Source organism: Streptomyces sp. NPDC046215 (genome assembly GCF_040646215.1).
In the GTDB taxonomy this organism is placed as follows: domain Bacteria; phylum Actinomycetota; class Actinomycetes; order Streptomycetales; family Streptomycetaceae; genus Streptomyces; species Streptomyces stramineus.
Map to the genome: position 1 here is coordinate 37,170 of NZ_JBEYZW010000004.1, position 25,960 is coordinate 63,129.

At 71.3% G+C, this 25,960-nt stretch carries 19 protein-coding genes; 12 read left to right on the forward strand and 7 right to left on the reverse strand.

Annotated features, from left to right (window positions below; translation table 11 throughout):
* Positions 1 to 46 precede the first annotated feature (46 nt).
* Entirely contained in the window at positions 47 to 1,624 is a 1,578-nt protein-coding gene (locus ABZ951_RS02695) for an FAD-binding oxidoreductase (RefSeq protein WP_344083526.1), read from the forward strand.
* Here ABZ951_RS02695 and ABZ951_RS02700 read toward each other — a convergent pair.
* Positions 1,600 to 3,858 (reverse strand): MMPL family transporter, encoded by a 2,259-nt coding sequence (locus tag ABZ951_RS02700; protein ID WP_344083523.1) that lies wholly within the window; start codon positions 3,856 to 3,858, stop codon positions 1,600 to 1,602. The two genes, ABZ951_RS02695 and ABZ951_RS02700, sit on opposite strands and share 25 nt — an antisense overlap.
* A 153-nt stretch (positions 3,859 to 4,011) precedes the next feature.
* Positions 4,012 to 5,166, reverse strand: a complete 1,155-nt coding sequence (locus tag ABZ951_RS02705; protein WP_344083520.1) for a Rieske 2Fe-2S domain-containing protein — start codon at positions 5,164 to 5,166, stop codon at positions 4,012 to 4,014.
* 241 nt (positions 5,167 to 5,407) lie between these two features.
* Here ABZ951_RS02705 and ABZ951_RS02710 point away from each other — a divergent pair, with 241 nt between their 5' ends.
* Entirely contained in the window at positions 5,408 to 7,156 is a 1,749-nt protein-coding gene (locus ABZ951_RS02710; protein WP_344083517.1) for a DUF1295 domain-containing protein, read from the forward strand.
* Here ABZ951_RS02710 and ABZ951_RS02715 read toward each other — a convergent pair.
* Positions 7,083 to 8,396, reverse strand: coding sequence for an FAD-dependent monooxygenase (locus ABZ951_RS02715; RefSeq protein ID WP_344083514.1), 1,314 nt, complete (start codon positions 8,394 to 8,396; stop codon positions 7,083 to 7,085). The genes ABZ951_RS02710 and ABZ951_RS02715 overlap by 74 nt on opposite strands.
* A gap of 200 nt (positions 8,397 to 8,596) precedes the next feature.
* On the opposite strand from ABZ951_RS02715, the gene ABZ951_RS02720 reads away from it, so the two are divergent.
* From ABZ951_RS02720 to ABZ951_RS02735, 4 genes are read left to right on the forward strand one after another with little or no spacing between them, the layout of a single operon-like run.
* The gene (locus tag ABZ951_RS02720; protein WP_361278651.1) at positions 8,597 to 9,643 is read left to right on the forward strand and encodes an NAD-dependent epimerase/dehydratase family protein; all 1,047 of its coding nucleotides are present in this window, start codon (positions 8,597 to 8,599) and stop codon (positions 9,641 to 9,643) included.
* Positions 9,640 to 11,127 carry a cytochrome P450 gene (locus ABZ951_RS02725; protein ID WP_361278654.1) on the forward strand — a complete coding sequence of 496 codons (1,488 nt, stop codon included), beginning with the start codon at positions 9,640 to 9,642 and terminating at the stop codon, positions 11,125 to 11,127. Before ABZ951_RS02720 ends, ABZ951_RS02725 begins: the two co-directional genes overlap by 4 nt.
* The gene (locus tag ABZ951_RS02730; protein ID WP_344083506.1) at positions 11,124 to 12,305 is read left to right on the forward strand and encodes a Rieske 2Fe-2S domain-containing protein; all 1,182 of its coding nucleotides are present in this window, start codon (positions 11,124 to 11,126) and stop codon (positions 12,303 to 12,305) included. The genes ABZ951_RS02725 and ABZ951_RS02730 overlap by 4 nt, the downstream gene beginning before the upstream one ends.
* A 46-nt stretch (positions 12,306 to 12,351) precedes the next feature.
* A complete protein-coding gene (locus ABZ951_RS02735) occupies positions 12,352 to 14,238 on the forward strand; it encodes a prenyltransferase/squalene oxidase repeat-containing protein (protein ID WP_344083503.1) in 1,887 nt (628 codons plus the stop codon).
* Here ABZ951_RS02735 and ABZ951_RS02740 read toward each other — a convergent pair.
* Positions 14,232 to 15,467, reverse strand: coding sequence for a hypothetical protein (locus ABZ951_RS02740; protein WP_344083500.1), 1,236 nt, complete (start codon positions 15,465 to 15,467; stop codon positions 14,232 to 14,234). The two genes, ABZ951_RS02735 and ABZ951_RS02740, sit on opposite strands and share 7 nt — an antisense overlap.
* A 234-nt stretch (positions 15,468 to 15,701) precedes the next feature.
* On the opposite strand from ABZ951_RS02740, the gene ABZ951_RS02745 reads away from it, so the two are divergent.
* From ABZ951_RS02745 to ABZ951_RS02755, 3 genes are all read left to right on the forward strand, one after another.
* Positions 15,702 to 17,057, forward strand: a complete 1,356-nt coding sequence (locus tag ABZ951_RS02745; protein ID WP_361278659.1) for an FAD-dependent oxidoreductase — start codon at positions 15,702 to 15,704, stop codon at positions 17,055 to 17,057.
* A gap of 185 nt (positions 17,058 to 17,242) precedes the next feature.
* The gene (locus ABZ951_RS02750; protein WP_344083494.1) at positions 17,243 to 17,605 is read left to right on the forward strand and encodes a hypothetical protein; all 363 of its coding nucleotides are present in this window, start codon (positions 17,243 to 17,245) and stop codon (positions 17,603 to 17,605) included.
* 154 nt (positions 17,606 to 17,759) lie between these two features.
* Complete coding sequence (locus ABZ951_RS02755) at positions 17,760 to 18,173, forward strand: nuclear transport factor 2 family protein (protein WP_344083491.1); 414 nt, start codon at positions 17,760 to 17,762, stop codon at positions 18,171 to 18,173.
* Between the two features lie 143 nt (positions 18,174 to 18,316).
* Here ABZ951_RS02755 and ABZ951_RS02760 read toward each other — a convergent pair whose 3' ends face one another.
* The 3 genes from ABZ951_RS02760 to ABZ951_RS02770 all read right to left on the reverse strand — a co-directional run bounded on the left by ABZ951_RS02760 (position 18,317) and on the right by ABZ951_RS02770 (position 21,905).
* Positions 18,317 to 20,050 carry an amidohydrolase gene (locus ABZ951_RS02760; RefSeq protein WP_344083487.1) on the reverse strand — a complete coding sequence of 578 codons (1,734 nt, stop codon included), beginning with the start codon at positions 20,048 to 20,050 and terminating at the stop codon, positions 18,317 to 18,319.
* Positions 20,051 to 20,446: 396 nt separating this feature from the next.
* Positions 20,447 to 21,331: a hypothetical protein gene (locus ABZ951_RS02765; RefSeq protein ID WP_344083484.1), complete on the reverse strand. Its 885-nt coding sequence runs from the start codon at positions 21,329 to 21,331 to the stop codon at positions 20,447 to 20,449.
* A 10-nt stretch (positions 21,332 to 21,341) separates the two neighbouring features.
* A complete protein-coding gene (locus ABZ951_RS02770; RefSeq protein WP_344083478.1) occupies positions 21,342 to 21,905 on the reverse strand; it encodes a papain-like cysteine protease family protein in 564 nt (187 codons plus the stop codon).
* Between the two features lie 464 nt (positions 21,906 to 22,369).
* Between ABZ951_RS02770 and ABZ951_RS02775 the strand changes: the two genes are divergently transcribed.
* From ABZ951_RS02775 to ABZ951_RS02785, 3 genes are all read left to right on the forward strand, one after another.
* Positions 22,370 to 23,110, forward strand: coding sequence for a class I SAM-dependent methyltransferase (locus tag ABZ951_RS02775; RefSeq protein WP_344083475.1), 741 nt, complete (start codon positions 22,370 to 22,372; stop codon positions 23,108 to 23,110).
* A 104-nt stretch (positions 23,111 to 23,214) separates the two neighbouring features.
* Positions 23,215 to 24,321, forward strand: coding sequence for a hypothetical protein (locus ABZ951_RS02780; RefSeq protein WP_344083472.1), 1,107 nt, complete (start codon positions 23,215 to 23,217; stop codon positions 24,319 to 24,321).
* Between the two features lie 286 nt (positions 24,322 to 24,607).
* Positions 24,608 to 25,777, forward strand: coding sequence for a serine hydrolase domain-containing protein (locus ABZ951_RS02785; protein WP_344083469.1), 1,170 nt, complete (start codon positions 24,608 to 24,610; stop codon positions 25,775 to 25,777).
* Positions 25,778 to 25,960 lie beyond the last annotated feature (183 nt).

Below are 25,960 nucleotides of genomic sequence, written 5' to 3' on the forward strand. Positions count from 1 at the left end.
TCGGCAGCGCCGCTCCGAGCGGCGTGCTCGACACGAGGAAGCACCCATGACCCAGACCTCCGAAGACCCCGCCGTCCACGGCGCCCCGCCCGGCGCGGCACCGCCCCGCCCCTCCTGGAGCGACCGGCTCCTGGACGCCGTCGTGCGCCACCGCTGGATCGTCCTGATCCCCCTGGTGCTGCCGGCGGACAAGGTGTTCTCCTTCGTGCGGTCCGCGCACGCCGCGTGCCGCCGGGTGCTGCGCCGCCGGGTGGCGCACGACACGCGCGTCGCGCGTCTCCAGGCGGAGGTACGGCAGCGGAGCCGAGGCGGGTCGCTCTGCACGGGTGCCAAGGAATGGCAGTCGGTCTCGATGTCCCGCGAGCACTTCTACAAGGACGCGGCCCAGCCGGTCAGGATCGATCTCGACGCCGTCCTGGGACTGGACGCGCGGCGCCGGGTGGTCCGTGTCGAGCCCGGTGTCACCGTGGGCCGGCTCGTTCGCCACCTCGTCCGCCGGGGATGGACACTCCCGGTGGTGCCGGAGCTGGAAGCCCTCACGGTGGGCGGCCTGGCGATGGGCTTCGGCATCGAGACCTCCTCCCACCGTCACGGGCTCTTCACGGACATCGTGGAGAGCTACGACGTCCTGCTGGGGACGGGCGAGGTCGTCCGGGCCTCGGCCACGGAGAACAGCGATCTCTTCCGCGCGTTGCCGTGGAGCAGGGGCTCGCTGGGTTTCGTGGTCGCGGCCGAACTGCGTGTCGTGCCCGCCCGCCCGTGGGTCGAGGTGCGGTACCACCCGGTCTCCGACGTCGGGGGGATGTGCCGGGACCTGGTCCGTCTCGCGGGCGCGGCGGACGGGCCCGCGTTCGTCGAGGGGTTCGTCTACGGGCCCGCCGAGGGCGTGGTCGTGACCGGGGAGTTCACCGACCGCCCGGCGAGCAGGAGGAACCGCGCCTGCCGGTGGTACAAGCCCTGGTTCTACGCTCACGCCCACAACCGTGCGCGGGCGGGCGGTGGAGTGGAGTGCCTGCCGTTGAGGCACTACTACCACCGGCACAGCCGGAGCCTGTTCTGGGCCGCCGAACTGCTCGTGCCCTTCGGCAACCACCCGCTGTTCCGTCTTCTGCTGGGATGGCTGATGCGTCCCAGCGTCGCGTTCCTGAAACTCACCGAGACACGGGAGATGCGCCGTCGTTACGGGCGCCATGTCGTGGGGCAGGAGGCGCTCGTCCCCGCGCGGCACCTGGAGGGCATCGTCCGGGCCTGTCACGAGATCTTCGAAGTGGACAAGCTGTGGATCTGCCCGGCGACGCTGACCCGCACGGACCCCCCGGGCCTGGTGGGGCCGGAGCCCGGGGCGGCCGCGGGCGAGCGGCAGTTGTTCATGGACGTCGCCGTCGTCTACGACGTGCCCGGGCCCGTGCGCCGGGGCGAGCCCTGGGACCCGAAGGCCGCCACCCGGCGGTTCGAGGCGTGGGTCGCCGAGCACCACGGGTACGAGGCCCCCTACGTGCTGTCCGGTCTCACGCGGGAGGAGTACCGCGCGATGTACGACTGCTCGCTGTACGACCGGGTCCGGCGCGCCTACGGCGCCGAGGGCGTCTTCGTGGACGCCTACGACAAGACTTCCTCCTGCTGAACGGGCTTGACCGGCCGTGTGCCGCGGCGGCCGGGCAGCCACCAGTTGGCCCCGCCCGCCAGGGTCATCAGGGCGGGCACCAGCACGCCTCGTACGACCGTGGCGTCGAGCAGGACCGCGCAGGCCAGGCCGAGGCCGGTGAGCTGCAAGGGGACGGTCGCGGACGTCGCCGGGCTCGCCATGGCCGCGGCGAAGACGAGGGCCGCGGCGGTGATGAGGCGGCCCGTGCGCTGCATGCCCGCCACCACGGCCGCGGTGTTGTCGCCGGAGGCGAGGTACTCCTCCCTGATCCGGGCGACGAGGAACACCTCGTAGTCCACGGACAGCGCGTAGGCGGTCATGAGGAGGAACACCAGCGCGACGGCGGACAGGCTGCCCTGGTGGCCGGCGTCCTGGAGGTGGCCGTCCTGGAAGCCGTACACCAGCAGGCCCAAGGTCGCGGCCAGGCTCCAGCAGGCCATGACCAGGGCCTTGACGGGGACGAGGAGGCTTCGGGTGAACAGCGTCATGAGGAGGAGCGACGCCGAGGCGGCGATGGCGAACCCCCACGGCAGGGAGTGGCGGATCGCCCCGAGGGTGTCCACGTTCTGTGCGGCTTCCCCGACGACGTGCGCCTCACCGGGAGCGTGCAGGGCGCGGACGTGACGGACGAGTGCCGCCGACCGGTCGTCGGCGGGGGCGTGGCGTGATGTCACGGTCAGGACGGGGCCGGCGGGCGTGGAGAAGGCGGCGTCCCAGGGTTCGGGCGCGGCCGTTTTCCTGCCGTCCCGGTAGTGGCCGGTGAAGGTCCGCACACCGGCGGTGTCCGGCAGGCCGGACAAGGCGCGGGCGTAGCGTTCCACGTCCGGTCGCGGGGTGCGGGCGGGGAGCCCGATGACCAGGTCGCGTCCGGGGGCCGAGAGGAAGTCGTCGCGGATGGCCGTCGCCGTGGTGCGAGCCTCGGTGTCGCGGGGGAGGTCTTCCGTACTGTTCGGTCCGAGGACGGCGTGGGCGGCGGGCAGTGCCATGACGGTCAGTGCCGCTGCCGCCGTCAGCGCGCAGACGACGGGACGCCGGGTGATGGCCAGGGCCGCGCGCCGCCAGGCGAGGTCTCCCGGGGGTGCGCCGCAGCGGCGGCGCCGGAACGGGCCGAAGAGGTCGAACCGGTCGATGTACCGGCCGCCGAGTGCCAGCAGGGCCGGGATGACGATCACGGAGGCGGCGGCGGAGAAGACGATGACCGCGATGCCTGCCGCGGCCGCCGAGCGCAGGAACCCGAGGGGGAAGACGAACAGGGCGCACAGGGACGTCGCCACGATGCCCGCGGAGACGAGGACGGCGCGCCCGGCGGTGCGGACGCTGCGGGTGATCGCCGCCTCCGGGCCGGCGCCGGCGGCGGACTCCTCGCGGAATCTGGAGACCATGAGGATGCCGTAGTCCACCGCCAGCCCGAAGCCGAGGGCGGACGTGATGCTGGAGGCGTAGACCGAGACCTCGGTCACGCAGGTCAGCGCCCGCAGTGCGGCGAGCGTTCCCGCTGTGGCGACGAGTGCGCTGACGACGGGCAGCAGGGCCGCGAGGAGCGACCGGAAGACGAACAGCAGGATGAGTGCGCTCAGGGGTGCGGAAATGAGTTCCGCCCGCACGAGGTCCGCTCGGTTGCGCTCCAGTGTCTCGACGCGCGTCCACGCCGGGCCCGTCGCCGTGAGGGCCACTTCCGGGCCGGGCCGGCCGGTCTTCAGCAGGGGGACGAGGTGCCGGGCGGTGTCCGTCTTTCGCGCTTCGTCCCCGGCCAGGACGACCGTGACGAGCGTGGAACGACGGTCACGGGAGAGGAACGAGGGGTCGCGGGCGGTCAGGTAGGACGCGGTGGCCGTCACCCCTGGTTTCCCCCGCACGTGCCGCTCGACCGTGCGCGCCGCGTCAATGACTCGCTGTCCGTCGCCGTTCCCGGCCGGGTCCCGCAGCAGGAGGACGAGGTCGGGGGCGGACCGGCCGTAGCGCTCGCTCAAGATCGTGCCGGCGCGTACGGCCGGTGAGCCGTCGGGCGTGTTCCCGCCGGTGCTCAGGCGGTCCAGTCCGCTGACTCCCGCGACGATGGCCACCAGGCAGAACAGGGCGCAGGCGAGGAGCGTCGTGCGGGGCGAGTGCCAGGGCCTCCAGGCGCGCAGCCTTTTTCGTGGCCGGTCCGTCCCCCGGCCGGGTCCGCCGAGGGGGTCCTCGCGCCGGCCGGCGCGGAACGGGGGACATCGCACGGGCTGGGCCCTTCTCGCGGAGGGGAGCGGCGAAGGCACCGCCGGATCGTCGCGCCGGGTGCGCCGGCAGGGCGAGGGTGTTCACCGGGGTGTCGGCTGAGCACGGACGGCGGACCGTCGCCCGGCCGTCCCGCCTGGGATGTCACCCCCCGGTCACCGGCCGCTGTCGGTCTCCGGGGTCGGTGCGCGTCCGTTCCGCGGGGTACGCACCGGCGGCCGGGACAGAGTGTCCGCCCACTTGCGGATGATGAGGTCCTGGAAAAGCGCCATGGAGGGGTTGAGTTCGAGGGAGGGAGCGTCGTGGTGGGCCTCGTAGCCCGACTGCTCCCAGGTGACGGCCGCGCCGTCCTGGCTGAACACCCGGTCGAGCAGGACCGAGCGGCTCACGCCGGTCAGCGCCCGGGCCAGCGGGCGCGGGACGCCGAAGCGCACCGGGCCGCAGTGGAATGACGTCAGTTGGCAGCTGAGGACGATGAAGACTCTGGTCGTGGTGGGGCTGGTGGGAAGGAAGAATGCGCGGAACCTGATCCGGTCGCCGACTTCGGTGAGCTGGTACGGATAGTCGTAGGTCATCTCGATGACCTCGGCCTTCAGTTGCACGTGCCGCAGGATCCATCCGACGACCGGCTTGTTGCCGATGGACACGTGGTAGCGGGTCCTCACCGTGTCGCCGGACGAGGCGTGGTCGGCCAGCCGCGCGTCCCAGAACGCCTGATACTTCCGGTGGAGGTACTCGTGGGCGAGGTCGTTGAAGTTTTCCAGGACGACGGAGTGGTGGGCGCTCCAGTCGTAGGACAGGTCCATGCGGGTCCACGCGGATCCCCCGTCCAGCTCGGGCAGGTGCGGGACGCCGCGCTGTCCGGCGAGCCGCGGGTCTCCGGGGAAGATCCAGATGAGCCCGTACCGGCTGGTCACCGGGTAGCTGCGGATCCGGACCTCGGGCCGGGGCCGGCCGAAGAGGTCGTGGGCGTAATGCACGACGCGGCCGTCACCGTCGTAGGTCCACCCGTGATAGGTGCAGGTCAGGTGGCAGCCGGTCACCTCCCCCAGGGTGAGGGCGAGCTGGCGGTGCGCACAGCGGTTCTCCAGGGCCCGCAGCACACCGTCGCGCCCCCGGTAGAGGGCGATGGAGCGGTCCCAGAAGCGCACTTCCACCGAGCGTCCCGGAGCCACCGCCTTGTCGTACGCGACGGCGTACCAGTAGTCCGGGTCCAGGCCCGCGGCGCGCGCCTTCTGCCGCCTTCCCCGAGCCTCGCCGAACGACGGTGGCCCCACGGCCTCGTGGGCGGAGGACGATCCGGCGTCCATTCCTTCTCCCTCTCTCCCGTCTCGACTGCCCCGACTGTCCCGGCCGACGCTGAGCCGGCAGGCGCGGTGCACAGCCGGGCAGACCCGGTCACCGGCCGCCTTGTGAAGCAAGCATTGCCGAAGAGGGACGGCGGGGAACCGACGCCACGCAGTGCGGCTCCTGCTCCGATCCGGTGACGCGGCGGGCCGGCCGCCCGTGCTGCCCGCGGCCACGGCCTGTCGCCTGGGATGCTCGGCCGTCATGGAGTCATCGCTGGAAGGCTGGGGCACCGTCGGTTTCGCGCTCGTGCTGGTCGTGGGGTTCGTCGGGGTGCTGTTCGCGGGTTCCCTCCTGCTGCCGGGGCGCGTCCACGCGGGTTCCCCGCTGGGGGACGGCAGCCGGGAGAGCTACCGGCTCAACGGATTTTTGCTCTTCGGCCTGGCCCTGGCCGCGACCGCGGCCGTGTGGTGGGTGCGCCCGGACGCGCTCGGTTTCGTCGCGGATCATTCGCCGGCGCTGTTCGTGGCCGCGAACGTGCTGGCCTTCGCGGTGGCGGGGGCGCTGTACGCGGTGGGGCGCCGCCGGGGCGCCGGGGCGGGGGCCGGGCGCGGTGCCGCCGCCGTGGTGCGTGAGTGGTTCCTGGGGGTGGAGCTCAACCCCAAGCTGGCCGGGGTCGACCTGAAGCTCTTCTCCTACCGCCCGTCGCTCATCGGGCTGTTCCTGGTCAACGTCTCCTTCGCGGCGGCGCAGTACGCGGAGCGCGGGGAGCTCGGCGGCCGGATGGTTCTGTATCAGGTGATGTTCCTCCTGTACGTCGCCAATTACTTTCAGTTCGAGTACGGCATGGTGCACACCTGGGACATCAAGGCGGAGCGGTTCGGCTGGATGCTGGTGTGGGGCGACTTCGTTCTGGTGCCCTTCTTCTACAGCCTTCCCGGCCGGGTCCTGCGCGACGTCGAAAGTCCTCTGCCGTGGTGGCAGGCCGCTTTGTCCATCGCCTTGTTCGCGGCCGGTTTCTGGATGTTCCGGGGGGCCAATGCCCAGAAGCACCGTTTCAAGGAGGACGCCCGCGCGGTCATCTGGGGGCGCCCCGCGCGGGCGCTCGGCGGGCGCCTGCTGGTCTCCGGTTTCTGGGGCGTCGGCCGCAAGCTCAATTACACCGGTGAGCTGATGATGTACACGGCATGGACGATGCTGTGCGGCACCGCGTCCCTGCTTCCCTATGCCGTCCCGGTGTTCCTGGCGGCGCTGTTCGTCCACCGCGCGCTGCGGGACGACCGGCGCTGCCGTGCGAAGTACGGGCGCCTGTGGTCGGCCTACTGCCGTACGGCGACGTTCCGCATGGTCCCCTTCGACTCCCCCCGCAGCGGAGGCGTCCGGGGGGCCCGGCTGCCGCGCCAGGAACGCGCGGCCGTCGGCTTTCTCGTCTTCTCCCTGGTGATGGCCTTCACCCTGGAGCTGTACTTCGTGACCGCCTGGCGCACGATCGACCAGCACCAGGACGTGTTCGCACGGCTCTTCCGCGTCTACGGGATGGGCGACAGCACCTACTACGGCCAAGGGGACGTGGCCCTGCCCTTCGCCCTCGAAACCATCAATGTCTTCCTCACCCAGGGACTCAACATCGCGCTGATCGTGGCGATCGTGCGCGGGCTTCCGTGGCGCTACCCCTTGCAGCTGGCTGTTTCCTCGTACGTGGCCTATTCGGTGCTGCTGTATTTCTGGCACGCGCACGCCGGCGGCTACCCGGCGATGCCGGTACACAGCCCGCTGGCCTTCTTCGTCTTCTACGCGCCGAATCTGCCCTGGTTCCTGGGCAACCTCTGGATGGCCGGCTCGGCGTTCAGAGCCATGACCGCCCGGCTGGGTCCGGCTCGGGCAGCCGGTGAGCCGTCCCCCTCCGCGGCCGCGGGGGTGCCGGCGGCGGCCGGAGTGATCACAGGCCGAGGAAAGAGGTCGGAAGCCGCCCCCCGCCCTGCTGCGGAGGAACCCCGGCCTTCGGGCCGTTGATCCACTCCAGCCAGGCCGCGAACTGGGCCAGTTCCCTGCCCAGTCCCGCCCACTGCCCACTGAGCACGGCGTGCCGCGCGGAGGACGCCAGGGCCTGCCCGAGCACGCTCATGAGGGCGGCATGGAAGGCGCTGCTGCGGACGTCGGTCATCGCGAGCAGGCGCAGCGTGCGGTCCCGGTGCCGTGGGTTCGCGCGCCAGGTGGTGAACATGGCCTGCCGCAGCGCCCGCGTGCCGGGGGTGTGGTCGGTCAGCATGCGGTGCATGCCGGCGCCGATCCTGTCGGGCACCCGGCACGCCGCCCTGCGCCCGCGCGCGTAGGTCTCGACGTCGGCTGAGCGGGCGAGGTGTTCGGCGTCGAGGAAGGCGGCCGTCAGCCCGGAAGCGGTGAGGGGGTGACTGAAGCCGACGGCGTCCCCGATCAGCGCGCAGCGACCGCGCCCGTAGACGACTCGCCGGCAGAAGTGGTTGGCGGCCCACTGCACGCGTCCCGCCCGCAACTCTCCGGCCAGTGCAGGACGCAGGGCCGGCGGGAGGGCCCATGTGTAGCCGTGGCGCAGATAGGAGGCCAGTTCGCCTGAGGTGGGGCAGGCGAGGGGGACGTCGAGGAAGAGGCGGACGGTTCGGGGTCCGAGCCGGTAGGCCAGCGCCGGGCCGGGTCCGCCGAGCATGATGTGGCCGTACTCCTCGCGGGGCAGGGGAATGTCGGGCAGGAGGAACCCGGCCATGCGGGACAGCGGAGTCCGGGCCGCGGGGGCCCGCACCACCGCCCTGCGGACGACCGAGGAACGCCCGTCCGCACCGACCACCAGGGGCGCCTGCCGGCTGCCGCGGGTCGTGCGCACCGTGCCGCAGGGCCGGACGCCCAGGACGCGCTCCCCCGTGACCAGGTCGATCCCCAAGGTGCGGGCGGCGGCACGGCGGAGCTGTGCGGCGAGTTCGTCGTGCGGCAGCGTCACGGCGGTGCTGTCGGGGAAGGGAAGGGTGATCGGCGGGCTGCCGTCACCGGGGTGGACGAGGAAGCCGCTGCCGGGTGTCGCCGCCCCGAGCCGGAGCGGGTCGACACCCAGGCGTTGCAGCGCCTGCACTCCGGCGGGCTGGATCCATTCGCCGGCCAGGCGGCGGGGCGGTGTGCGGGTCGCTTCGAGCAGGACCACCCGGGCGCCCCGGCGGGCGAAGGCCAGGGCGCAGGCGCAGCCGCCGGGTCCGGCGCCGACCACGATGACATCCGGTTGTCGCACAGCGTCTCTCTTTCCACGCGTCATCGGCAGCGCGCCGAACGCGGTCCGCCCCCCGACCCGTGGGCCGCCCTTTCACCGCCGGCACAGTTTATTTCTTTTCGTGGTGTCTTCATTGCGTACGGGTATCGCGCCCGGGTAACTTCGCTTTCCCGCTCTGCCGGCCGCTCCCGTGCTTTTTCGATGGAGGAATGTTGATTCTGGTGACAGGCGCCACCGGGCATCTCGGCGCCAACCTCGTACGCCGGTTGCTGAGGGACGGGGAGGAAGTCCGGGCGCTGGTGATGAACGACAGCTTTTCCCGGTCACGGGCGCTGGAGGGCCTTCCCGTGCACTGCGTTTCCGGGGACATCCGCGATATCGCGGCGACAGCGAGAGCAATGGCCGGGTGTGATCGTGTCTATCACTGCGCCGCCCGGATCTCCACCACGCAGGGCGGACGGCGCGAGATCTACCGTACGAACGTCCTGGGCACCCGGAACGTCCTGGAAGTGGCGCGGCGCCGCGGTGTCGAACGGGTCGTGGTCACCGGGTCCTTCGGTGCGACCGGGGAAATCCGCGGGCGGCCGAGCGCCGAGGACGTGCCCTATTACCCGTTTTCCCGGCAGACCCCTTATGCCACCACCAAGGCCCTGGTGGAGCACGAGTGTCTCCGGGCGGCGGTGGCGGGGCTCGATGTGGTGGTCGCCGTTTCCACCGCGATCCTGGGGCCGCACGACTACGCGCCTTCGCGAATGGGCCGGGTGCTGCGGGACTTCGCCCACGGGCGGCTGCTGGCCTATCTGCCCGGCGGCTTCGAATTCGTTTCGGCGGCGGATGTGGTGGAGGGGCATGTGCTGGCGATGCGGCACGGCAGGCCGGGACGCAAATACCTTTTCTCCACCGAATTCCGCACCGTCGACCAGTTGATGGATCTCTACAGCGCGGTCTCCGGCCGGCCGAAGCCGCTCCTGCGGGTGCCCGCCTCGGTCATGGCCGGGGTCGCGGAGGTGGTGCAGCCGGTCATGACCGCCGTGGCGCCGCATCACCAGCCGCGGTTCACCCCGGCGGCGGTCCGCTTCCTGCGCTCGCAGCGGCGCGCCGACTGCTCGCGGGCCGTCGAGGAACTGGGGTACCGGCCGACGAGTATCGCCTCGGCCGTCGAGGACGCCTTCGCCTGCTTCGCCCGGCGGGGCGTGGTGCCGGCGCCGCGGGTGATCCCGACGGCACGCAGCGGCCGGGGCGGCTCCCAGGCACAGGTGGCCCGGTGAGCGGGGAAGCGAGCGGGGCCGCGGTGGCGGGCGGGTGCGGGGCCCTGTGCCCGGGCGGGGGCGGGTACGCGGCGGACGGTGGTGGCAGGCCCGCCGTCCCGGTACGCCCGCCCCGGCTCGCAGGCGTCCGGCTGCCCTGGCTCGGGCACGCCGTGCCCTTCGGGCGCGATCCCGTCGCCTTCCTCAGGGGCGCCCGCGAGCGGTCGGGGGATGTCTTCTCCTTCACGCTGCTGGGCCGGCCGGTGACCTTCCTGTGCGGCCGTGCCGCGCACGAGGCCGTTTTCCGCGCGGACGAGTCGGTGCTCAGCCCCAAGGAGGCGTACCGCTTCATGACGCCTGTCTTCGGCCCCGGCGTCGCCTACGACGCCGAACCCGCGGAGATGGAGCGGCAGATCGGCCACCTGCTGCCCGCCCTCACCTCACGCAGTCTGGCCGCTCACGCGCGCGTCATGGAGGAGGAAGTGCGCAGGCACATCCGTGCCTGGGGTGACAGCGGTGAGGCCGACCTCGTGGAGACGATGAACGAGATCACCGTCGCCGTCGCCACCCGCTGTCTGCTGGGCCAGGAGGTCAGCGAGCGGCTCGGCCCCGAACTCCCGCGTCTCTTCCGTGACCTGGAATCGGGGATCCGGCTGGCCGGGCTGCTCAGCCCGGGGGTGCCGCTGCCCGCCTTCCGCCGCCGGGACCGGGCGCGCGCGGCCCTCGGCCGGGCGCTCGGCGAGGTCATCTCCGCCCGCCGCGCCGCCCGTCCGCCTCATGAAGCACCCGGACCGACGCCGGACATGCTCACCACCTTGCTCGCCGCCCGCACCGCGCGAGGGGCGCCGCTCGACGACGAGACCGTCGTGGGCCTGCTCATCGGCATGGTCTTCGCCGGGCAGCACACCAGCGCGATCCTCGCCGCGTGGACGGGTGCCCTGCTGCTCAGCCACCCCCGGCACCTGCCCGCGGTCCTCCGCGAGCAGGAGGAGACGACGCGCGGCGCGGACACCCTCGACATCGCCCTGCTGCGCCGCATGCAGTACCTGGAGCACTGCGTGCGGGAGGCGGAACGGCTCCGCCCGCCCTTGATCGTGCTGATCCGCAAGGCGCTGCGGGACTTCGTCCACGGCGCCCACCTCGTTCCGGCCGGGCACCTCGTCATGGTCTCCCCCGCGGTCTCCCACCGCCTCCCCGGCATCTTCCGCGACCCCGACCGCTTCGACCCCGGCCGGTACGGGCCCGGTCGCGAGGAGCACGCGGCACCGTACGCGCTGATCGGGTTCGGCGGGGGCCGGCACCGCTGCGTGGGAACAGCCTTCGCCTACCAGCAAGTCAAGATCATCTGGAGTGTGCTGTTGCGCGCCTACGACCTGCGCCTCGACGGACCCGGCTGCCCCGTGCCCGACTACTCCACCTTCATCCCCGGGCCCCACACCCCTTGTCCGGTGCGCTATCGCAGGCGCGCATCCCCGATCGCCACCGGTCCGGGAGGACAGCGGTGAGCGTCCTCCGGCCCCGTCCGTCCGCTCCCGCCTCACCGCCGGCACCCGGCCCTCCCGACTTCACCGCCGCCCGCAGCAAGCGGGAGAAGGTGCGGGCGGCCGGTCTGGACCCCGACTACTGGTACCCGGTGGCGCACGACCGCGACGTGGCCGCTGGCCGCGTCGTCGAGACCCGCTTCTGGGGCCGGTCCATCGCCGTCCACCGCGGCGACGACGGCACCCTCCACGCCGTGGAGAACCGCTGCGACCACAGCCGGCTCCAGGGCGCCGGAGCGGTCGGCGGCCGCCCCCTCCGGTGCGCCTGCCGGGGCCCGGCCCACGCCGGCTCCGCCGTACCCGGCGCCCACGACGACGATTCCCACGCCCGCGGCCGCCCGCACGGCCTCCCCGTGGCCGCCCGGCACGGCCTGATCTGGGTCTTTCCCGGGGACCCGGCCCGTGCCGGAGAGCACCCCGTTCCGGGCATTCCCGAGCTGGAGGGGCCCCGGCCCTGGGCGCGCATCGACGCCGACTTCACCTGGCGCGCCCACCACTCCATGATCTTCGACAATGTCAGCGACTTCTCCCACGCCTACCTGCACCGCAAGTACCGGCCCTTCTGGGACGCGGTCCTGACCCACTGCGAGCCCGTGGGCGACAGCGTGCGGCTGAGTTACCGCACGCGGATCGGCGGGGGCCGCTTCACCGGCCGGTTCGTGGACCGCCGACGCGTCGACACCACCTCCATCGACCTGACCTTCGACTACCCCTACCAGCGGTCCGACACCGGCGGCGCCATCAAGCACTGGTGCTTTGTGCTGCCCATGGACCGCACCACCACCCGCGTGTTCTTCGTCTTCTACTTCGACGCCCTGACGGTCCCCGGCACCCGGCTGCGCGTGCCCCGGCCTCTGATGGGCCCGCTGATGAAGACCGCCGGAGCGCTGACGGTGCGACCGCTGCTGCGCGAGGACGGAGTGGCCGTCGAAGCCGAACAGGCCGGCTACCAGCTCCACCACGCCGCACCCGTCGTGGAGCTCAACCCGGCCGTCCACCTCTTCCAGGACCTCATCATCCGCAAATGGCAGGAACACCTTGACCGAGAGCACGCGGCCACCGGCCCCCGCACCGCACCATCCGCCGCGGACCGTCACCGCGACGCCCCCGCCCCCTCACGAAGCACACCGCAGGGCCCTTGACCGGCTGCTGGCCGAGCAACGGCCGGACGGCTCGTGGGAGGGGGAGATGGTGTGGAACACGATGATCCTCTCCCAGTACGTCATCGTCTCCCGCATCACCGGGCTCATGCCGGCCGACGCCGAGCGGCGGGCGATGATCCGTCACTACACCGTCACCGCGACACCCGAAGGAGGGTGGGGCCTGCACCCCGCGTCGGGGCCCTCCACGTACTGCACCACGCTCGCCTACGTCGCGCTCCGCCTGCTCGGCTCGGCGCCCGGGGAACCGCTGTGCGCCCGCGCCGCGGCGTGGCTGCGGACCCGGCCCGGAGGCGTCGCCGCCATCGCCACCTGGGGCAAGTTCTGGCTGGCCCTGCTCGGCCTGTACGACTATCGCGGGGTCAACCCCGCGCCGCCCGAGGTGTTCCTGCTCCCCCGGTGGGCTCCCCTCCACCCCGACCGGCTCTACTGCCACACCCGCTCCATCCACCAGGCCATGGCCTACCTCCACGGCACCCGGTTCCGGGCCGAGCTGGGCCCGCTGGGCCGCCGATTGCGGCAGGAACTCTTCGGCACGGACACAGCGCCCCGCAGCACAGCGGTGTCCGGACCCGATATCCACGTACCGCCGGGAAGGCTGCTGCGCTGCCTGTACGCCCTCACGCGCGCGTACGAGCGCCGGCCCGTCCAACGGCTGCGGCGGCGGGCCCTGGAGCGCTGCCTGCACCGCGTCGAGCACGAGCAGCACGTCACCGGCGGGCCCTGCCTCTCACCGGTCAACGGGCTGCTCAACGTCCTGGTGCTGCATCACCGGCAGCCCGGTTCGGCAGCGGTGGCCCGGGCGCTGGACGCCCAGTCGTACTGGCGCTGGAACGACGAGCAGGAAGGCACCCGCTTCGCCGGGGCCCGCTCGCACACCTGGGACACCTCCTTCGCCGTCGAGGCCCTCCTGGCGGACGACAGCCGGCTCCGGGACGCCGGCGCGGCGGCCCTGCTCCGCGCGGCTTCCTTCCTCCAAGGCGCGCAGATCACCGAGGAGATCCCCGACCGGGCGGTCACCGCGCGCTCCCCCGCCCTGGGCGGATGGTGCTTCTCCGAGGGGGGTCACCGCTGGCCGGTCAGCGACTGCACCGCCGAGGCCGTGGCCGCGCTGCTCCACGCCCGCCCACGGCTGCCGTCGGCACGGCGGTGCACCGACGAGGCGGTCCGGCGCGCCGTCGCCTTCCTGCTGGACCGGCAGAACCCCGACGGAGGTTTCGGTTCCTACGAGGCCCGGCGCGGCGCCCGCCGGCTGGAGGCGCTCAACCCGGCGGAGATGTTCACGCGCTGCGTCGTCGAGGACTCCTATGTCGAGTGCACCGCCTCGGCGCTGCTGGCCCTGTCCGCCGTGGACCGCGACGATCCCGCCCTGCCCGAGGGGGCCCTGGCCCGCGTCCGTTCCCGAGCCACCGCCTTCCTGCTGCGCGGCCAGCTGCCCGACGGGTCCTGGCCGGCCGCCTGGGGCATCAACCGGATCTACGGCACCTGGTTCGCCGTCCGCGGGCTCCGTGCCGCGGGGACGCCGCGCACGCACCCGGCGCTCCGCCGCGCCGCGCACTGGCTCCGTTCGGCACAACGGGCCGACGGGGGCTGGGGAGAACACCACCGCGGCTGCACCGAGAACCGCTACGCCGAGGCGGACGAAAGCCAGCCGGTCTCCACCGCATGGGCGCTGCTCGCCCTGATGGACCTCACCGCACCGGACGACCCGGCCGTCCTGCGCGGAGTCCGCTGGCTCTGCTCCCACCAGAAGCCGGACGGCACATGGACCCCGGCCAAGGTCAACGGTGTCTTCTTCGGCACCGGCATGCTCGACTACCGGCTGTACGTGCGCTATTTCCCGCTCTGGGCCCTGGGGCGCCACCTCCGGCGCGTTCCTCAGCAGCAGGCTCACGAGCGGCCGGCGCCTCAGTAGAGACCGGGGATGATCCTCCAGCGCACCTTCGCGCAGTACTCCCGGTAGGCGTCACCGTACTTCTCCAGGCAACGGCGCTCGTCACGGCCGCAGCGGTCCACGAGCAGAACGGCCAGGAAGAACGGGTAGAAGTACGGCAGCAGCCGGTCCGTCCCGGCGGGCAGCACCCAGCACAGCGCGAGCACGAACTCGGGCAGGTAATGGAAGTGACGGGCCACGCCCCACCAGCCCGAATACAGCAGCAGGGTGTGATGGGCACCGCCGTCGCGCGTGGTGAAGGACGCCTCCAGCACCTTCGGGGGACGTCCCCAGATGAGGGTGGCCCCGCCGGTCCGCCGCACACGCTGGCGCTGCTCGTCGGCCGAGTAGTTAACGGCCAGGGCGGCTCCCCCGGTCACCAGCAGGGCGGCTGTGACCGGCCAGGACAGCTGGCGGGGGTGTGACACCAGATACAGGGTGCTGAGGGCGTAGACACCGGGCAGCCAGACCGTCACGCCCCAGCACAGGTAGTAGCCGAACCGGTCGTGCATCACGTCCAGGGTCGAACAGTAGCCCTCTTCCCAGTGGAAGAACTTGACGATGTAGGCCAGTTGCAGCACCACGGCGACGGCCATGGAGGACGAGACGCCCCCGTGCCGCTCGTACTGCGCGGCGGCGAAGGACACCAGGAGCAGGCTCCAGGACATCATCCCCACCCGGCAGTTGAAGAGCTGCTTCAGGTCGACCGATCCGATCGACGGGTGCAGCTCGGTACCCCAGAAGTAGTCCAGGACCCGGTGGCCGGTGGACCCGTGGTCCGGGCCGGAGGGCCACCGCAGGCCCTTCGCGTACCAGGCCGTGCAGAGCACGAAGCACAGCAGACATGAGGTTGCCAGGAGCGAACCGAAAGAGTCGTAGAGGACCCCCGCGGGGAAGAGCCCGAGACCGAACGACGCGGCCAGGTACACCCCGTGCGTGACCAGGAGAGCGGCCATGCCGTTCGCGCGGTACTGAGGGCGCACACCGTGCGGCGTCACGGGCCCCTGGTGGAGGCGCCCCGGCAGCGCCCTGAGCAGCAGGGCCTCGAAAGCGATGAATCCGGCGACGGCGAGTGCGCTGGGCCCGCTCGGGCGAGGAATACCGCGCAGCAACTCCCCCGCCACGGCCGCGCGGGCCAGCGCGGCCGGCGAACCGTCGAAACGCACGCACGCACACCACAGCAGCAGGACCAGCGGCGGTGTGATCACCATAAGAGCCAGCGGGAACAGAAAACAGCGCAGGAACACCGCGCTCCTCCCCAGAGGCCGCCCTTCCCCGCCTTTCGGCGAGGAAAATCCGACACCCGGAGCACCCACCTCGACTTCGCCATGAGACATGGCCAGAATCTAGGGGAAAACGGACATCGGTCCCAGGCATGACGCGCACACCGAGCATGACGCGCACACCGAGGCGCATACCGAAAGGCGTACCCGTTGCCCCCACCCTTGAGAGTCGCCGTGGTCGGGGCGGGCATGGCCGGACTGGGCGCCGCCTGGGCACTCTCCCGGCACCCCGAACGGTTCCACGTCGAGGTGTTCGAGGAGAGAGCGAGAATCGGTGGGAACGCCGCCACCGTCGATATGCCGCAAAGAGACGGCACGACCCTGCCCTTCGACATGTCGGTGACCGCCTTCATCCCCTCCGTCTACCAGAATTTCTCGGCGCTTCTGCGTCACTGCGACATCACCGCCGTCCCCACGCGCTTCTCCTATGCGGTGCACTACCAGGGCGGCGTCCATGCCCACGACTTCGAGGGCTCCCTCACCCGGCAGTACCGCAACGACCTCACCGCCTTCCGGCGCATGCTGCGCACCCTGCGCGCTTTCAGCGCCTTGAGTCGGCGGCCTTCCCGCCTCGCCGCGGCCGCCGACCCGTTCAACTACGTGAGCATGCGCCAGGCCCTGGACCGGTGGGGGATCTCGACCGGGTTCCGCCACGCCATCCTCAAGCCGATGTTCGTCAACTTCGTCCTGGCGACGGACATCTTCTCCATGCCGGCCGCCATGTTCGCCCGCTACCTCGACTTCTTCGACGTCGAGAAGTCGACGCCCATGACCACCTGGCAGGGCGGCACCCGGGAGATCTACCGGCGCATGACCGCCGGCTTCGCCGATCGCCTCCACCTCGCCCGCCCGGTGACCGGCCTCCACCGGCACGCGCGCGGCGCGACCCTCCGCGATGCCGACGGCCGCCGCGCCCACTTCGACGCCGTCGTCCTGGCCTGCAACGCCAACCAGGCGCTCGCCCTGCTGGACCGGCCCACCGCGCTGGAACGGCGACTCCTCGGCGGCGTGCGCTACAGCAGCGAGCTGCACCATGACGCCGTGGCGCACCACGACGACTCGATCCTGCCCCGCGACGCCACCGACGTGCTGGGGTCCCGCAGCACGTTCGTCCGCCACTACGGGCCCCGGCCGGACAACTACGAGGTCACGTATGTGATGCACAACCAGCAGCCCTGGGCCCGCGCCTCCGACCGGCCCTGCCTCGTCACCTACAACCTGGAACGCCCCGTGCGCCCCGATACCGTCATCGCGCGCGAGTGGTTCCAGCACGTCGTCCACGACATGCGGCACATGCTCCTGCTCATGCCCCTGCTGCCCACGCTGCAAGGCCGCGGTCACGTCTGGTACTGCGGCGCCCACACCGCCGTCAACAGCCAGGAGCACGCCCTGATCTCCGGCCTGAGCGCGGCACGGCAACTCGGAGCCGACTACCCCTTCGCCGACGACCCCCAGGCCCGCACGTGGTTCAACTACTACGGACGCATGGTGCAGGGGCGCCGCTTCCGCCCCGCCTGACGGCTCTGTTCTTCCTTCTCCCCACCCCGCAATCGGGCATCATCCGGCTCGCGCTGCCCGCGTCGGCCGAGCTCTTCCGGTGTTTTCACCCTTTCGCGTGATTATGGTGCCGTGTCGTCCGGCGGACACTGAACAGCAGCCGGAGATGGCCCGCCGGGCTCTTCCGGGCAGCAGAGGAGGGTTCTGTGAGCACATCCGACACAGCCGACTCCACGGTTCCGCAGGTCAGAGAGAGCGGGGAGGTGGACACCCGGGCGGGCGCCGCCGAGGCGATCGGCGGGAACGTCAACGCCGTCTGGCGGAACTGGTGGACGTGGGGCCCCGGCAACGGCACGCACAACCTCCAGCTCTCCTGGAGCGTGATCGGGGTGAACTCGACCGTCGTCATCATCGCCTCCGAGATCGACGGCAACGGCAACCGCTTCGTCGCGTCCGCGCCCATCCGGGCATCGAGCATCGCCCCCGGTAACGGCGTCGTGAACTTCAAGATCCACATCGAGTGGAACAGCCCCATTCCCATGCGCACGGACGTGCTCGTCTTCAACTGAGCACCCACCGCCCGACCGCGGCGCCTTTCGCCGGACGGCAGAGGCGTCGCACCCCGCCCCGGCCGAACGGGCTGATCGTTCACCGGAACCCGTCTCTTCGCGGGCGTCGCTGTGGTGATGTGGTACTCCGTGTCCGCGTGCAGGGAGGCTGCCCGTGCCGAAAACGCCGCAGGAAATCTTCGAAAGCTACGTCTACGCCGGTGCCATGACCCGCAACGCCGATGCACTTGCCGAGAGCTTCACCGAGGACGGCATCTTCGAGGCACCGCTCTTGCCTCCCGGCGCTTCCCTCCCCAGGCGACTGGAAGGCCGCGAGGAAATCCGCAAGGCCATGGCGGCGTACTACGAGCGGCAGGCGCAGGGCGGCCGTTCACCGAACCTGGAGAAGTCCGGGTACGTACTGCACACCACCTCCAGCCCCGACGTGTTCATCGCCGAAATCGACACAGTCCTCGACGGAGACGAGGGCGAAGAGGACACGACACACTCCCTGGTGCAGATCTTCCGCATCCGCGACGGAAAGATCGCCCGGCTGCGTGACTACTTCGCCCCGGGGCTCATCGGCTGACGCGCCGGTCGGCCGCTCTGCCCCTGCCCCCTCGGTGGCTGGGCACCGAGGGGGCAGGGGGTGGCCGGGGGCGCGGCCATGAGCGCGAGCTCCCCGCACCTCCCGGCGGGGCAGGGCTCGGCGGGGGGACGGCCCGACCGCGGTCAGGCTTGGTGAACGATCCGGCCGTCGAAGACCGTCATGGCCACCGGCACACCGGCGATCTCCTCCGCGGGTGTGGTGCGCAGGTTGCCGCCGAGCACGCACAGGTCGGCTACCTTGCCCACGCTCACCGAGCCCTTCCAGCTCTCGGCGAAGTCCTGCCAGGCGCCGGCGGTGGTGTAGGCGGCCAGGGCCTGGTCCAGGGTCAGGCGCTGCTCCGGTCCGTGCACGTCGCCGCAAGCACCGCGCCGGGTGACGAGTGCCTGCACACCCGCCCGCCAGTTCGGCGTGTTCACCGGGGTGTCCGAACTGCCCAGGAGCGGTACTCCGGCGTCCACCGCCGAGCGCCACGGCAGGAAGGCGTCACCGGCCGGCCCCTGGGCCGCTCCGTGGATCGCGTTGGCCCAGCTCTGTGCCTGTGGGCCGAGGCCGATGCGATACCTGGCCATCGTGGGCAGGAGGCTCGCCGGGACGAATGCGCCGTGCATCGCGATGTGCCGCGCGTCGGGGCGCGGGTGGCGGCGCAGGGCGGCGGTGAACGCGTCCACCACGGTGGGCACCCACCGGTAGCAGTGCACCCCCACCTGGTAGCCGGCGGCATGGGCGATACGGACCATCTCGGTGAGTTCGGCGGCCCGCTCCTCGTTCGTGTTACCGGCGACCAGCAGGTCACCGCCGCTGTCGGAGAACAACTTGACGCCGCGCACCGCGAACCGGCGGGGGTCGACGCCGCTCGGCGGCGTGAACGCGCGCAACGCCTTGTCGACCGCGGCGGCCGATCCGCCGGACTGGGAACAGGGCAGGAACAGCGCGCTCACCCGCGCGTCGAGGGTTCCGGCCCGGGCCAGATCCGCATAGGCGTTGAGGGTTTCGATGCCCTGGGTGCCGCCGCCGAGTCCGTCGCCGCCGGGCCCGAGGCCCGGGTCGGTGAAGCTGGTGATGCCCTCCGCCCGCAGGCGGGTGAGCGCGTCCTGGATCGCCTGCTTGCGCTGTTCCCGGGTGCGGGGCGGCAGCAGCAGCTGGACCTGCGCCTGCCCTCCGTAGCGCAGTACACCGGTGGGGCGCCCCTGGGCGTCGTAGTCGACGCCGGGCTTCCTGGTTCCGTTCGGCCCCACGTCGGTGATTCCGGCGAGTTCGAGGGCGCGGGAGTTGACCGCGCTGACGTGGTAGCCGTTGTCCTGGAGGAACACCGGGTGGTCCGGCGACACCCGGTCGAGGTCGTCCCGGTTCGGCTCCCGCTTCTCGGCCAGCCGATAGGGGTTCCACCCGGCGCCGCGGATCCACTCCCCCGCCGGGGTGCGTCCGGCCTCGGCTGCCACGGCGGCGACGATGTCAGCGACGGACTTCGCCGTGGCCGGGCCGAGGTCCAGCGCGTACGGCGGAAGGTTCAGCCGGTACACCGCTGCGTGCAGGTGGGTGTCGTTGATGCCGGGGATCAGCGTCCGGCCCCGCAAGTCCACCGTCTCGGCGCCTCTGCCGGCGCACGACCGGGCGCCGGCGTCCGGGCCCACGTAGACGATCCGGCCCGCCCGGACGGCCACGGCCGTCGCTCGCGGCCGTCTCGGGTCCATCGTGATCACATCGCCGTTGTAGAGCACCAGGTCCGCCGGGCCCGATCCGGTCGCGGCGGCCCGCCCGGTACCGCCGAGCAGCGAAGTGGCCGCGGCGGCTCCTAACAGCCGGCCGACGCCCCGCCGGGACACCGTCGCGGTCAGGCGTTTGTCAGGTATAGCCATGGGAATTCTCGCGTTTCGTGTGGTGGGAAAGGAGTGGACGAGAAGCTGGGGAACGAACGGAGGATCTTCCGGTGAGGACACACACGTCAAGTGGCCGAACGCTCCCACGGCGTAGAGCGGCCCCGCACCACCCGCGCTTCCGTGAGCCGGGCTCTATGCGGGTGTGGGGGCCACGGTGCCCGTGCGTACAGATCGCGCAGCTCAAGGGCTGCGGGGTCGCCCTTGTGGCAGAGTGCCGGCAGGGTGTTGTAGGCGTGAATGGGCTTCGTCTCGCCGATGCGACGGCTCGCCGCCGACGAGCTGCGCGGGTCCCGGGACTGACCTGGCTCCGGAGCAGGGATGCGCTCCACCCCGGCCGGCTGCCGGGGCGGAGCGAGGAGGCGTACGGACGCGGGCTCAGCGGGTGCCGGCCCGCCGGCGTCGGCGGAGCGCGACGGCGGCCCCGCCGATGAGGGCGAGTGCCGCGCCGGAACCGCCGGCAAGCAGCGGGGCGGAGGGCGAGGCGTCGTCCGCCTTGCGCTGAGGGCTGTATCCGCTCGAGTAGCCCTTGGTGTCGTACTCCGACCCGGGCAGCTTGTCGGCGTAGCGGGCCTTGACCAGCTTCTGGTAGTCGCTGAGGGACACCGAGGACTGGCCTCCCAGCCCTTCCCGGGCTTGGTCGTTGAGCGGCTCGACGGTGGTGAGCTTGAGCTGGTACCAGCCGCGGATCTGCGGCTCGGTGAAGACCAGCGTGCCCACGGTGGCCTTGCTGGCGTACGTGGCGTCGCCGGCGCCGTCGCGCACGGCCGCCAGGTGCCAGCCGCCGCCCTGGGTGGGGGCGAGCATGACCGTGGCGTCACGGCCGTTGACGGTGACGCTCAGCGAGGAGACGAGCTGCGTCAGCTTGATCGCCTCGGTGGGCAGGGGCTGGGCGGTGCCCGCGACGAACCCTGGGGTGATCTCGTTCAGTGCCAGCGGGTCCTTGATCGTGAACGCCGGGAGCCCCTGGCACGGCTCTGCCGTTTCGGGGATCGTCTGCACCAGCCCGCCGGTGCCGCCGGCGGGCACCGGGGTGCGCAGGAAGCGGCAGACGGCGTTGCGGACGTCGGCGGATTTCACCGCGTTGAGAGCGGCCTGGTAGTCGGGGATGTCGGCCGGGAGAGGGTCCTTGGCCGGGGCCGCCTGGGCCGGACCGACGACGGACAGCAGTGCGGACGCGCTCAGTGTGATGACGAGGGACAGGCGGGGAAGGCGAGAGCCCGCCCGCTTGCTGGACGTTCTGGTGCCGCTGGTGTCGCGCATGTCGCCTGCCTTAGCGGGAGATGCCGATGCGGGAGTGGGTCCACTTGGACGAGCTGTTGCTCACGTAGTCGTTGTAGTTCCACCACGTGTACGTGGTGGTGTCCGGCCACGGGTCGCCCACAGCGATCGTGTTGTTCGAGTTGTCGAAGCCGTAGACCACGTTCATGTGGCCCCCGCCGGACGTCCACCCGATGCGGGCACCGATCGGCCGGGCCGCCTTGACGTCGGTGTACACCTGGTTGAACGTGGCCGCGCTGTTCAGTCCCGAGCCGGTGTGTGCCAGGCCGAGGCTGCCCCAGCCCCTGGCCATGTCGTCGAGCGTGGCGGGCTGGTTGTTGCAGCCGTAGGAGGGCTGGGCCCGGGTGCAGAAATCCGTTTGCGTGGAGCCGTAACCCTGGAACTTGGCGATGGTCAGCCCGGAGGCGACCCAGCACCACTGGGTCTTCTCCTGCTTCAGCATGGTGATGCTGTCCTGAGCCGCTTCGGCGTGAGCCGTACCTTCCGCGGCGGCGAGCAACCCCGAGGCGGCCAGCACGATGGCCGACGCCGAGGAGCCGTACCTGAATCTGCCCATGTTTCTGCCTTCCCCTGATGGGTGCGACGAGACGAGCGGGGCGATCTGGCACGAATATGACAGCGCAGCATGTCAAATACATATAGGGGCCTTGCGAGGATTCAACCCCTTCTGATTATTTGTCGCCTCATCGTATAACTCAGGGTGGATCTCCGTGTCTGGTGCGCCCTCGATGGAGAGGCCGGCCCGCGCGATGGCAGCGAGAGCCCTGTCGCGCGTGCCGGCTTCCGGGAAACCGGGACGCGGCGCGATGACCACGTAGAGCACGGGATCGCTGGTCAGGCCCGGGCATCGGGCGAACGCGTCCTGCTGTACGCAAGACCGGAACAGAGTCCGCGTCTTTGTGGCTTCTGCCAGTACGACGGTTTGCCGAGGTGCGGGGAGACTGCCCGTCAGGGGCTCGGTGCACCGGAGACGGTGCGCCGGGGTCGAGGGGATGACGTAGCGGCAGGGAGGGCAGCGCGATGAGCGGGCAGCAGTATGACGAGATCGGCGAGGCGTTCGAGGGGTTCAAGGCCCTGCCGCTGGAGCAGTACGCCGTGGTGCCCGCCTTCCTGGCCATGGTCGGGGACGTGCGCGGCAAGTCCGTTCTCGATCTGGCCTCCGGCACCGGCTTCTACAGCAGGGAATTCAAGCGGCGCGGCGCCTCGGAGGTGCTCGGCATCGACATCTCCGGTGAAATGGTCGCCGTGGCGCAGCGGTTTGAGGAGGACGATCCCCTGGGCGTGCGCTACGAGGTGGGCGATGTGTCCGCACTGCGGCCCTTCGAGCAGCGCTTCGACCTCGCCACGGCGGTCCAGCTGTTCGGTTACGCGGAGGACATCGCCACCGCGGAGCGGATGTGCCGCAACGCGCACCGGAGCCTGCGGTCCGGCGGTGAGTTCTTCGTGCTCAACCAGTCACCCGACTTCCGTTTCGACGGGCCGCCCCCGGACAAGTACGGCTTCCGCAGCGAGCTCACCGGCGAGGAAGCGGAGACCGGACCGCAAGTCCGGACCACCGCACTGCTCGACCCGCCGATCTCGTTCCTCGCCAACCGTCCGCGCCGCGAGGTCTACGAGAAGTGCCTGCGAGCAGCCGGATTCAGCGAGGTGACCTGGGTCCCGCTGACGGTGTCGGAGGCCGGCGTCCGCGCGTTCGGTGCGGACTTCTGGGCGGACTTCCACGCCAATCCCCCGCTGGAGATGCTGCGCTGCCGCGCCTGACGGCCGGCCCCGGCCATCCCGGCAGGCCCCGGCCGCCCCGAAAATTGATTGGTGCGACCTGCCGCTGAGCTGCGATGATGCCTCCGTTTCCCAGCGGAGGACGTTTGTTCTTTTTCGTATGTGCGGGGTGCGGCGCCGAGCTGACCATCCCGTTGTCCCAAGTCACCCTGCCCGCCCACGCCCGTCAGAAGTACGGGAACGGCATTCAGCTTCCGGTACTCATGGAACCGGGCACCTTCGCCGTGGACCCGGAGCCCTGGGGGCCGCCGTGGCGGAGGTGGGAGGAGATCCATCCGGATGAGGCGGCCGCCCGAGGCATCTACGCGCCGGTCTACGCGCTGTCCGACGGCGCGCCCGGCGCGATCGTCATCGCACCCGGTGACGCCCGCGGCACTGTGCTGATCCCGGAGAAAGGCGGCGGATACTGCTGCGGCCTCGACGGGGCCGACGGTCCCAATATGGCCTGCGCGGCATGCGGTCTGCCCGTGGCGAGCCGGATCGACGACTGCTCCCTCTGGCAGGCGGTGTGGCTCGCCCCGGACGCCGTCCGCCGCCGCCCCGTCAACGGCGCCGACGCCGCACCGCTCTCCTGGGCGGAGCTGATGGCGGAAGGGAAGAGCACGCCGCCGTTCGCGCCGATATCCGGGTGGGCGGCGCAGCCGGGGTCGAGGTACTGGTGGTCCTGGAGCCCGCAGTGGGAGGCCGCGGCCGGCCGGGCGCTCGCTCACCTGCTGGCAGCCTCGGAAGGCCGGCCGGTGACGGTCCCGGACGGCCTGACCGGGGAAGTGTTCCAACGCGCTCTCGACGCCCTGCTGCCCGCGGGTGCACCGGCGCGGCGCGCCGTGATAGCCGGGCCGGGCCGGCCCGTTTCCGGCGCGGGCGCCGACATCGTCCTCGTACCGGTCCATCCGCAGACGGGAGAAGTCTGGGCCCCGGCCGGGCCGGTGGCCTCGGCGCACCCGGTGCCGCTGCCGTTCGGGGTGTGGCTGTGGCTGGCCTTCCCTGAGCCGCACCTGCCCCTCCCGGCGTCGGGCAGCATGCCCGACGGCGTCCTGCGCGACGATCCGCCCGCGCCGCACCCTCATCACCTGTTCCGGGCCGATTCGGGAGCGTTCCACCACGCTCTGGCCCGGTTGCCGGCCGTTCGCAGCCCGTGGCTGCGGGAGATCCTCGAAAACCTCACACAGCACATGCGGGCCCGCCTCTTCTAGCCTCAGAAGCTCACGGAACGGGGCAGAACGGCCGGTCGGTGTCACCGTCCGTTCTTACCGCACCGCGAAATCGCCTCCACCGCTCCTGCGGCGAGGCCCAGTCGCGCGAGGGCGTTCCTCGACGGCAGGTACGGCAAGTGTCTTTTGCCGCTCTCCTCAACCACTCCGGCAGTGTTTGCGGTCTTGGTACACAGGCGGCCCTCCCGCAACGCGGCCAGAGATATTCCGCAGTTGCGCCCGGGTCGCACGAGTACGGCCCGGTGCACACGACTGTGAGGAGTACGCAATGGCGTTACGGAAGAGCACGACGGCCGGCGTGGTGGGTGTCGCGGTGGCCGCGATCGCGGCCACCGCCTTCGTCACACCCGCCCAGGCGGCATCGGACGCGGCTCCCACGAGGGGCGGCCATCGGGCCACGCAGCGCGCCATGGACGAGGCGGTGAAGGCGGGCGTCCCCGGCATCACGGCCCAGGCACGTGACACCGACGGCGTCTGGAAGTCAGCGTCCGGTGTGGGTGATCTGACGTCGGGTGCGCCGCGCGGCAAGGACGACAAGTTCCGCGTCGGCAGCATCACCAAGACGTTCGTGGCGACCGTCCTGCTCCAGATGGAGGCCGAAGGCCGGCTCAGCCTCGACGACACCGTGGAGCACCAACTGCCGGGCGTGGTGCGGGGCAACGGGAACGACGGCAGCAGGATCACCGTCCGGCAGTTGCTCAGCCACACCAGCGGCCTGTTCGACTACATGGCCGACGACGAGTACAGGAAAACGTACCTGGAAGGCGAGGGCTACCTCAGACACCGCTACGACACCGTGCCGCCCGAGGAGCACGTGAAGATAGCGCTCTCCCATGAGCCACTGTTCACGCCCGGTGCTCAGCCCAAATTCTCGTATTCCAACACCAATTACATCCTGGCGGGGCTGATCGTGGAGAAGGCCGGCGGAAGGTCGTACGAGGAGGAGGTCCGCGATCGCATCATCAGGCCACTGGGGCTGAAGAACACGTCCAACCCCGGCAACAGCATTCACCTGCCCCGGCCCAGCAGCCGCGGCTACGCCAAGCTGTTCACGTCGGCGCCCGACCGGATCGAGGACATCACCGAGATGAACGGGTCGCAGGGCTGGGCCGACGGCGACATCATCTCCACCGCGGGCGACCTGAACCGGTTCTACAGCGCCCTGCTGCGCGGCAAGCTCCTGCCTCCGAAGCAGCTGAAGGCGATGAAGACCGTCGCAGCCCCCGGGCCCGGGTCCAAGTCCTACGGGCTCGGCCTCCAGCGGTTCGAGACGAGCTGCGGCACCTCGGTCTGGGGCCACGGCGGAGGCATGGTCGGTTGGCTCTCCATGGCCGTGACCACCGAGGACGGCCGCCACCAGCTCGCCTACAACTTCAACGGGGACTGGGATGGGACATCCATGCGCAAGATCGTCGACGCCGAGTACTGCAACACGTAAGCCGTACGACGGTCGGTCGGTCGGTCGGTGCACCTTGTCCTGGCTCTCGTGCGTCACCTTCCTTGCACTGCACGGAGTCCAACTGCGCCCGGATATCGACACCGCAGAACGCCTGGTCCTCACGGTGACGACAGTTCACCCGACCGAGTGATGGCTGTCCATGCGTTGTGAGTCGAAGATGGA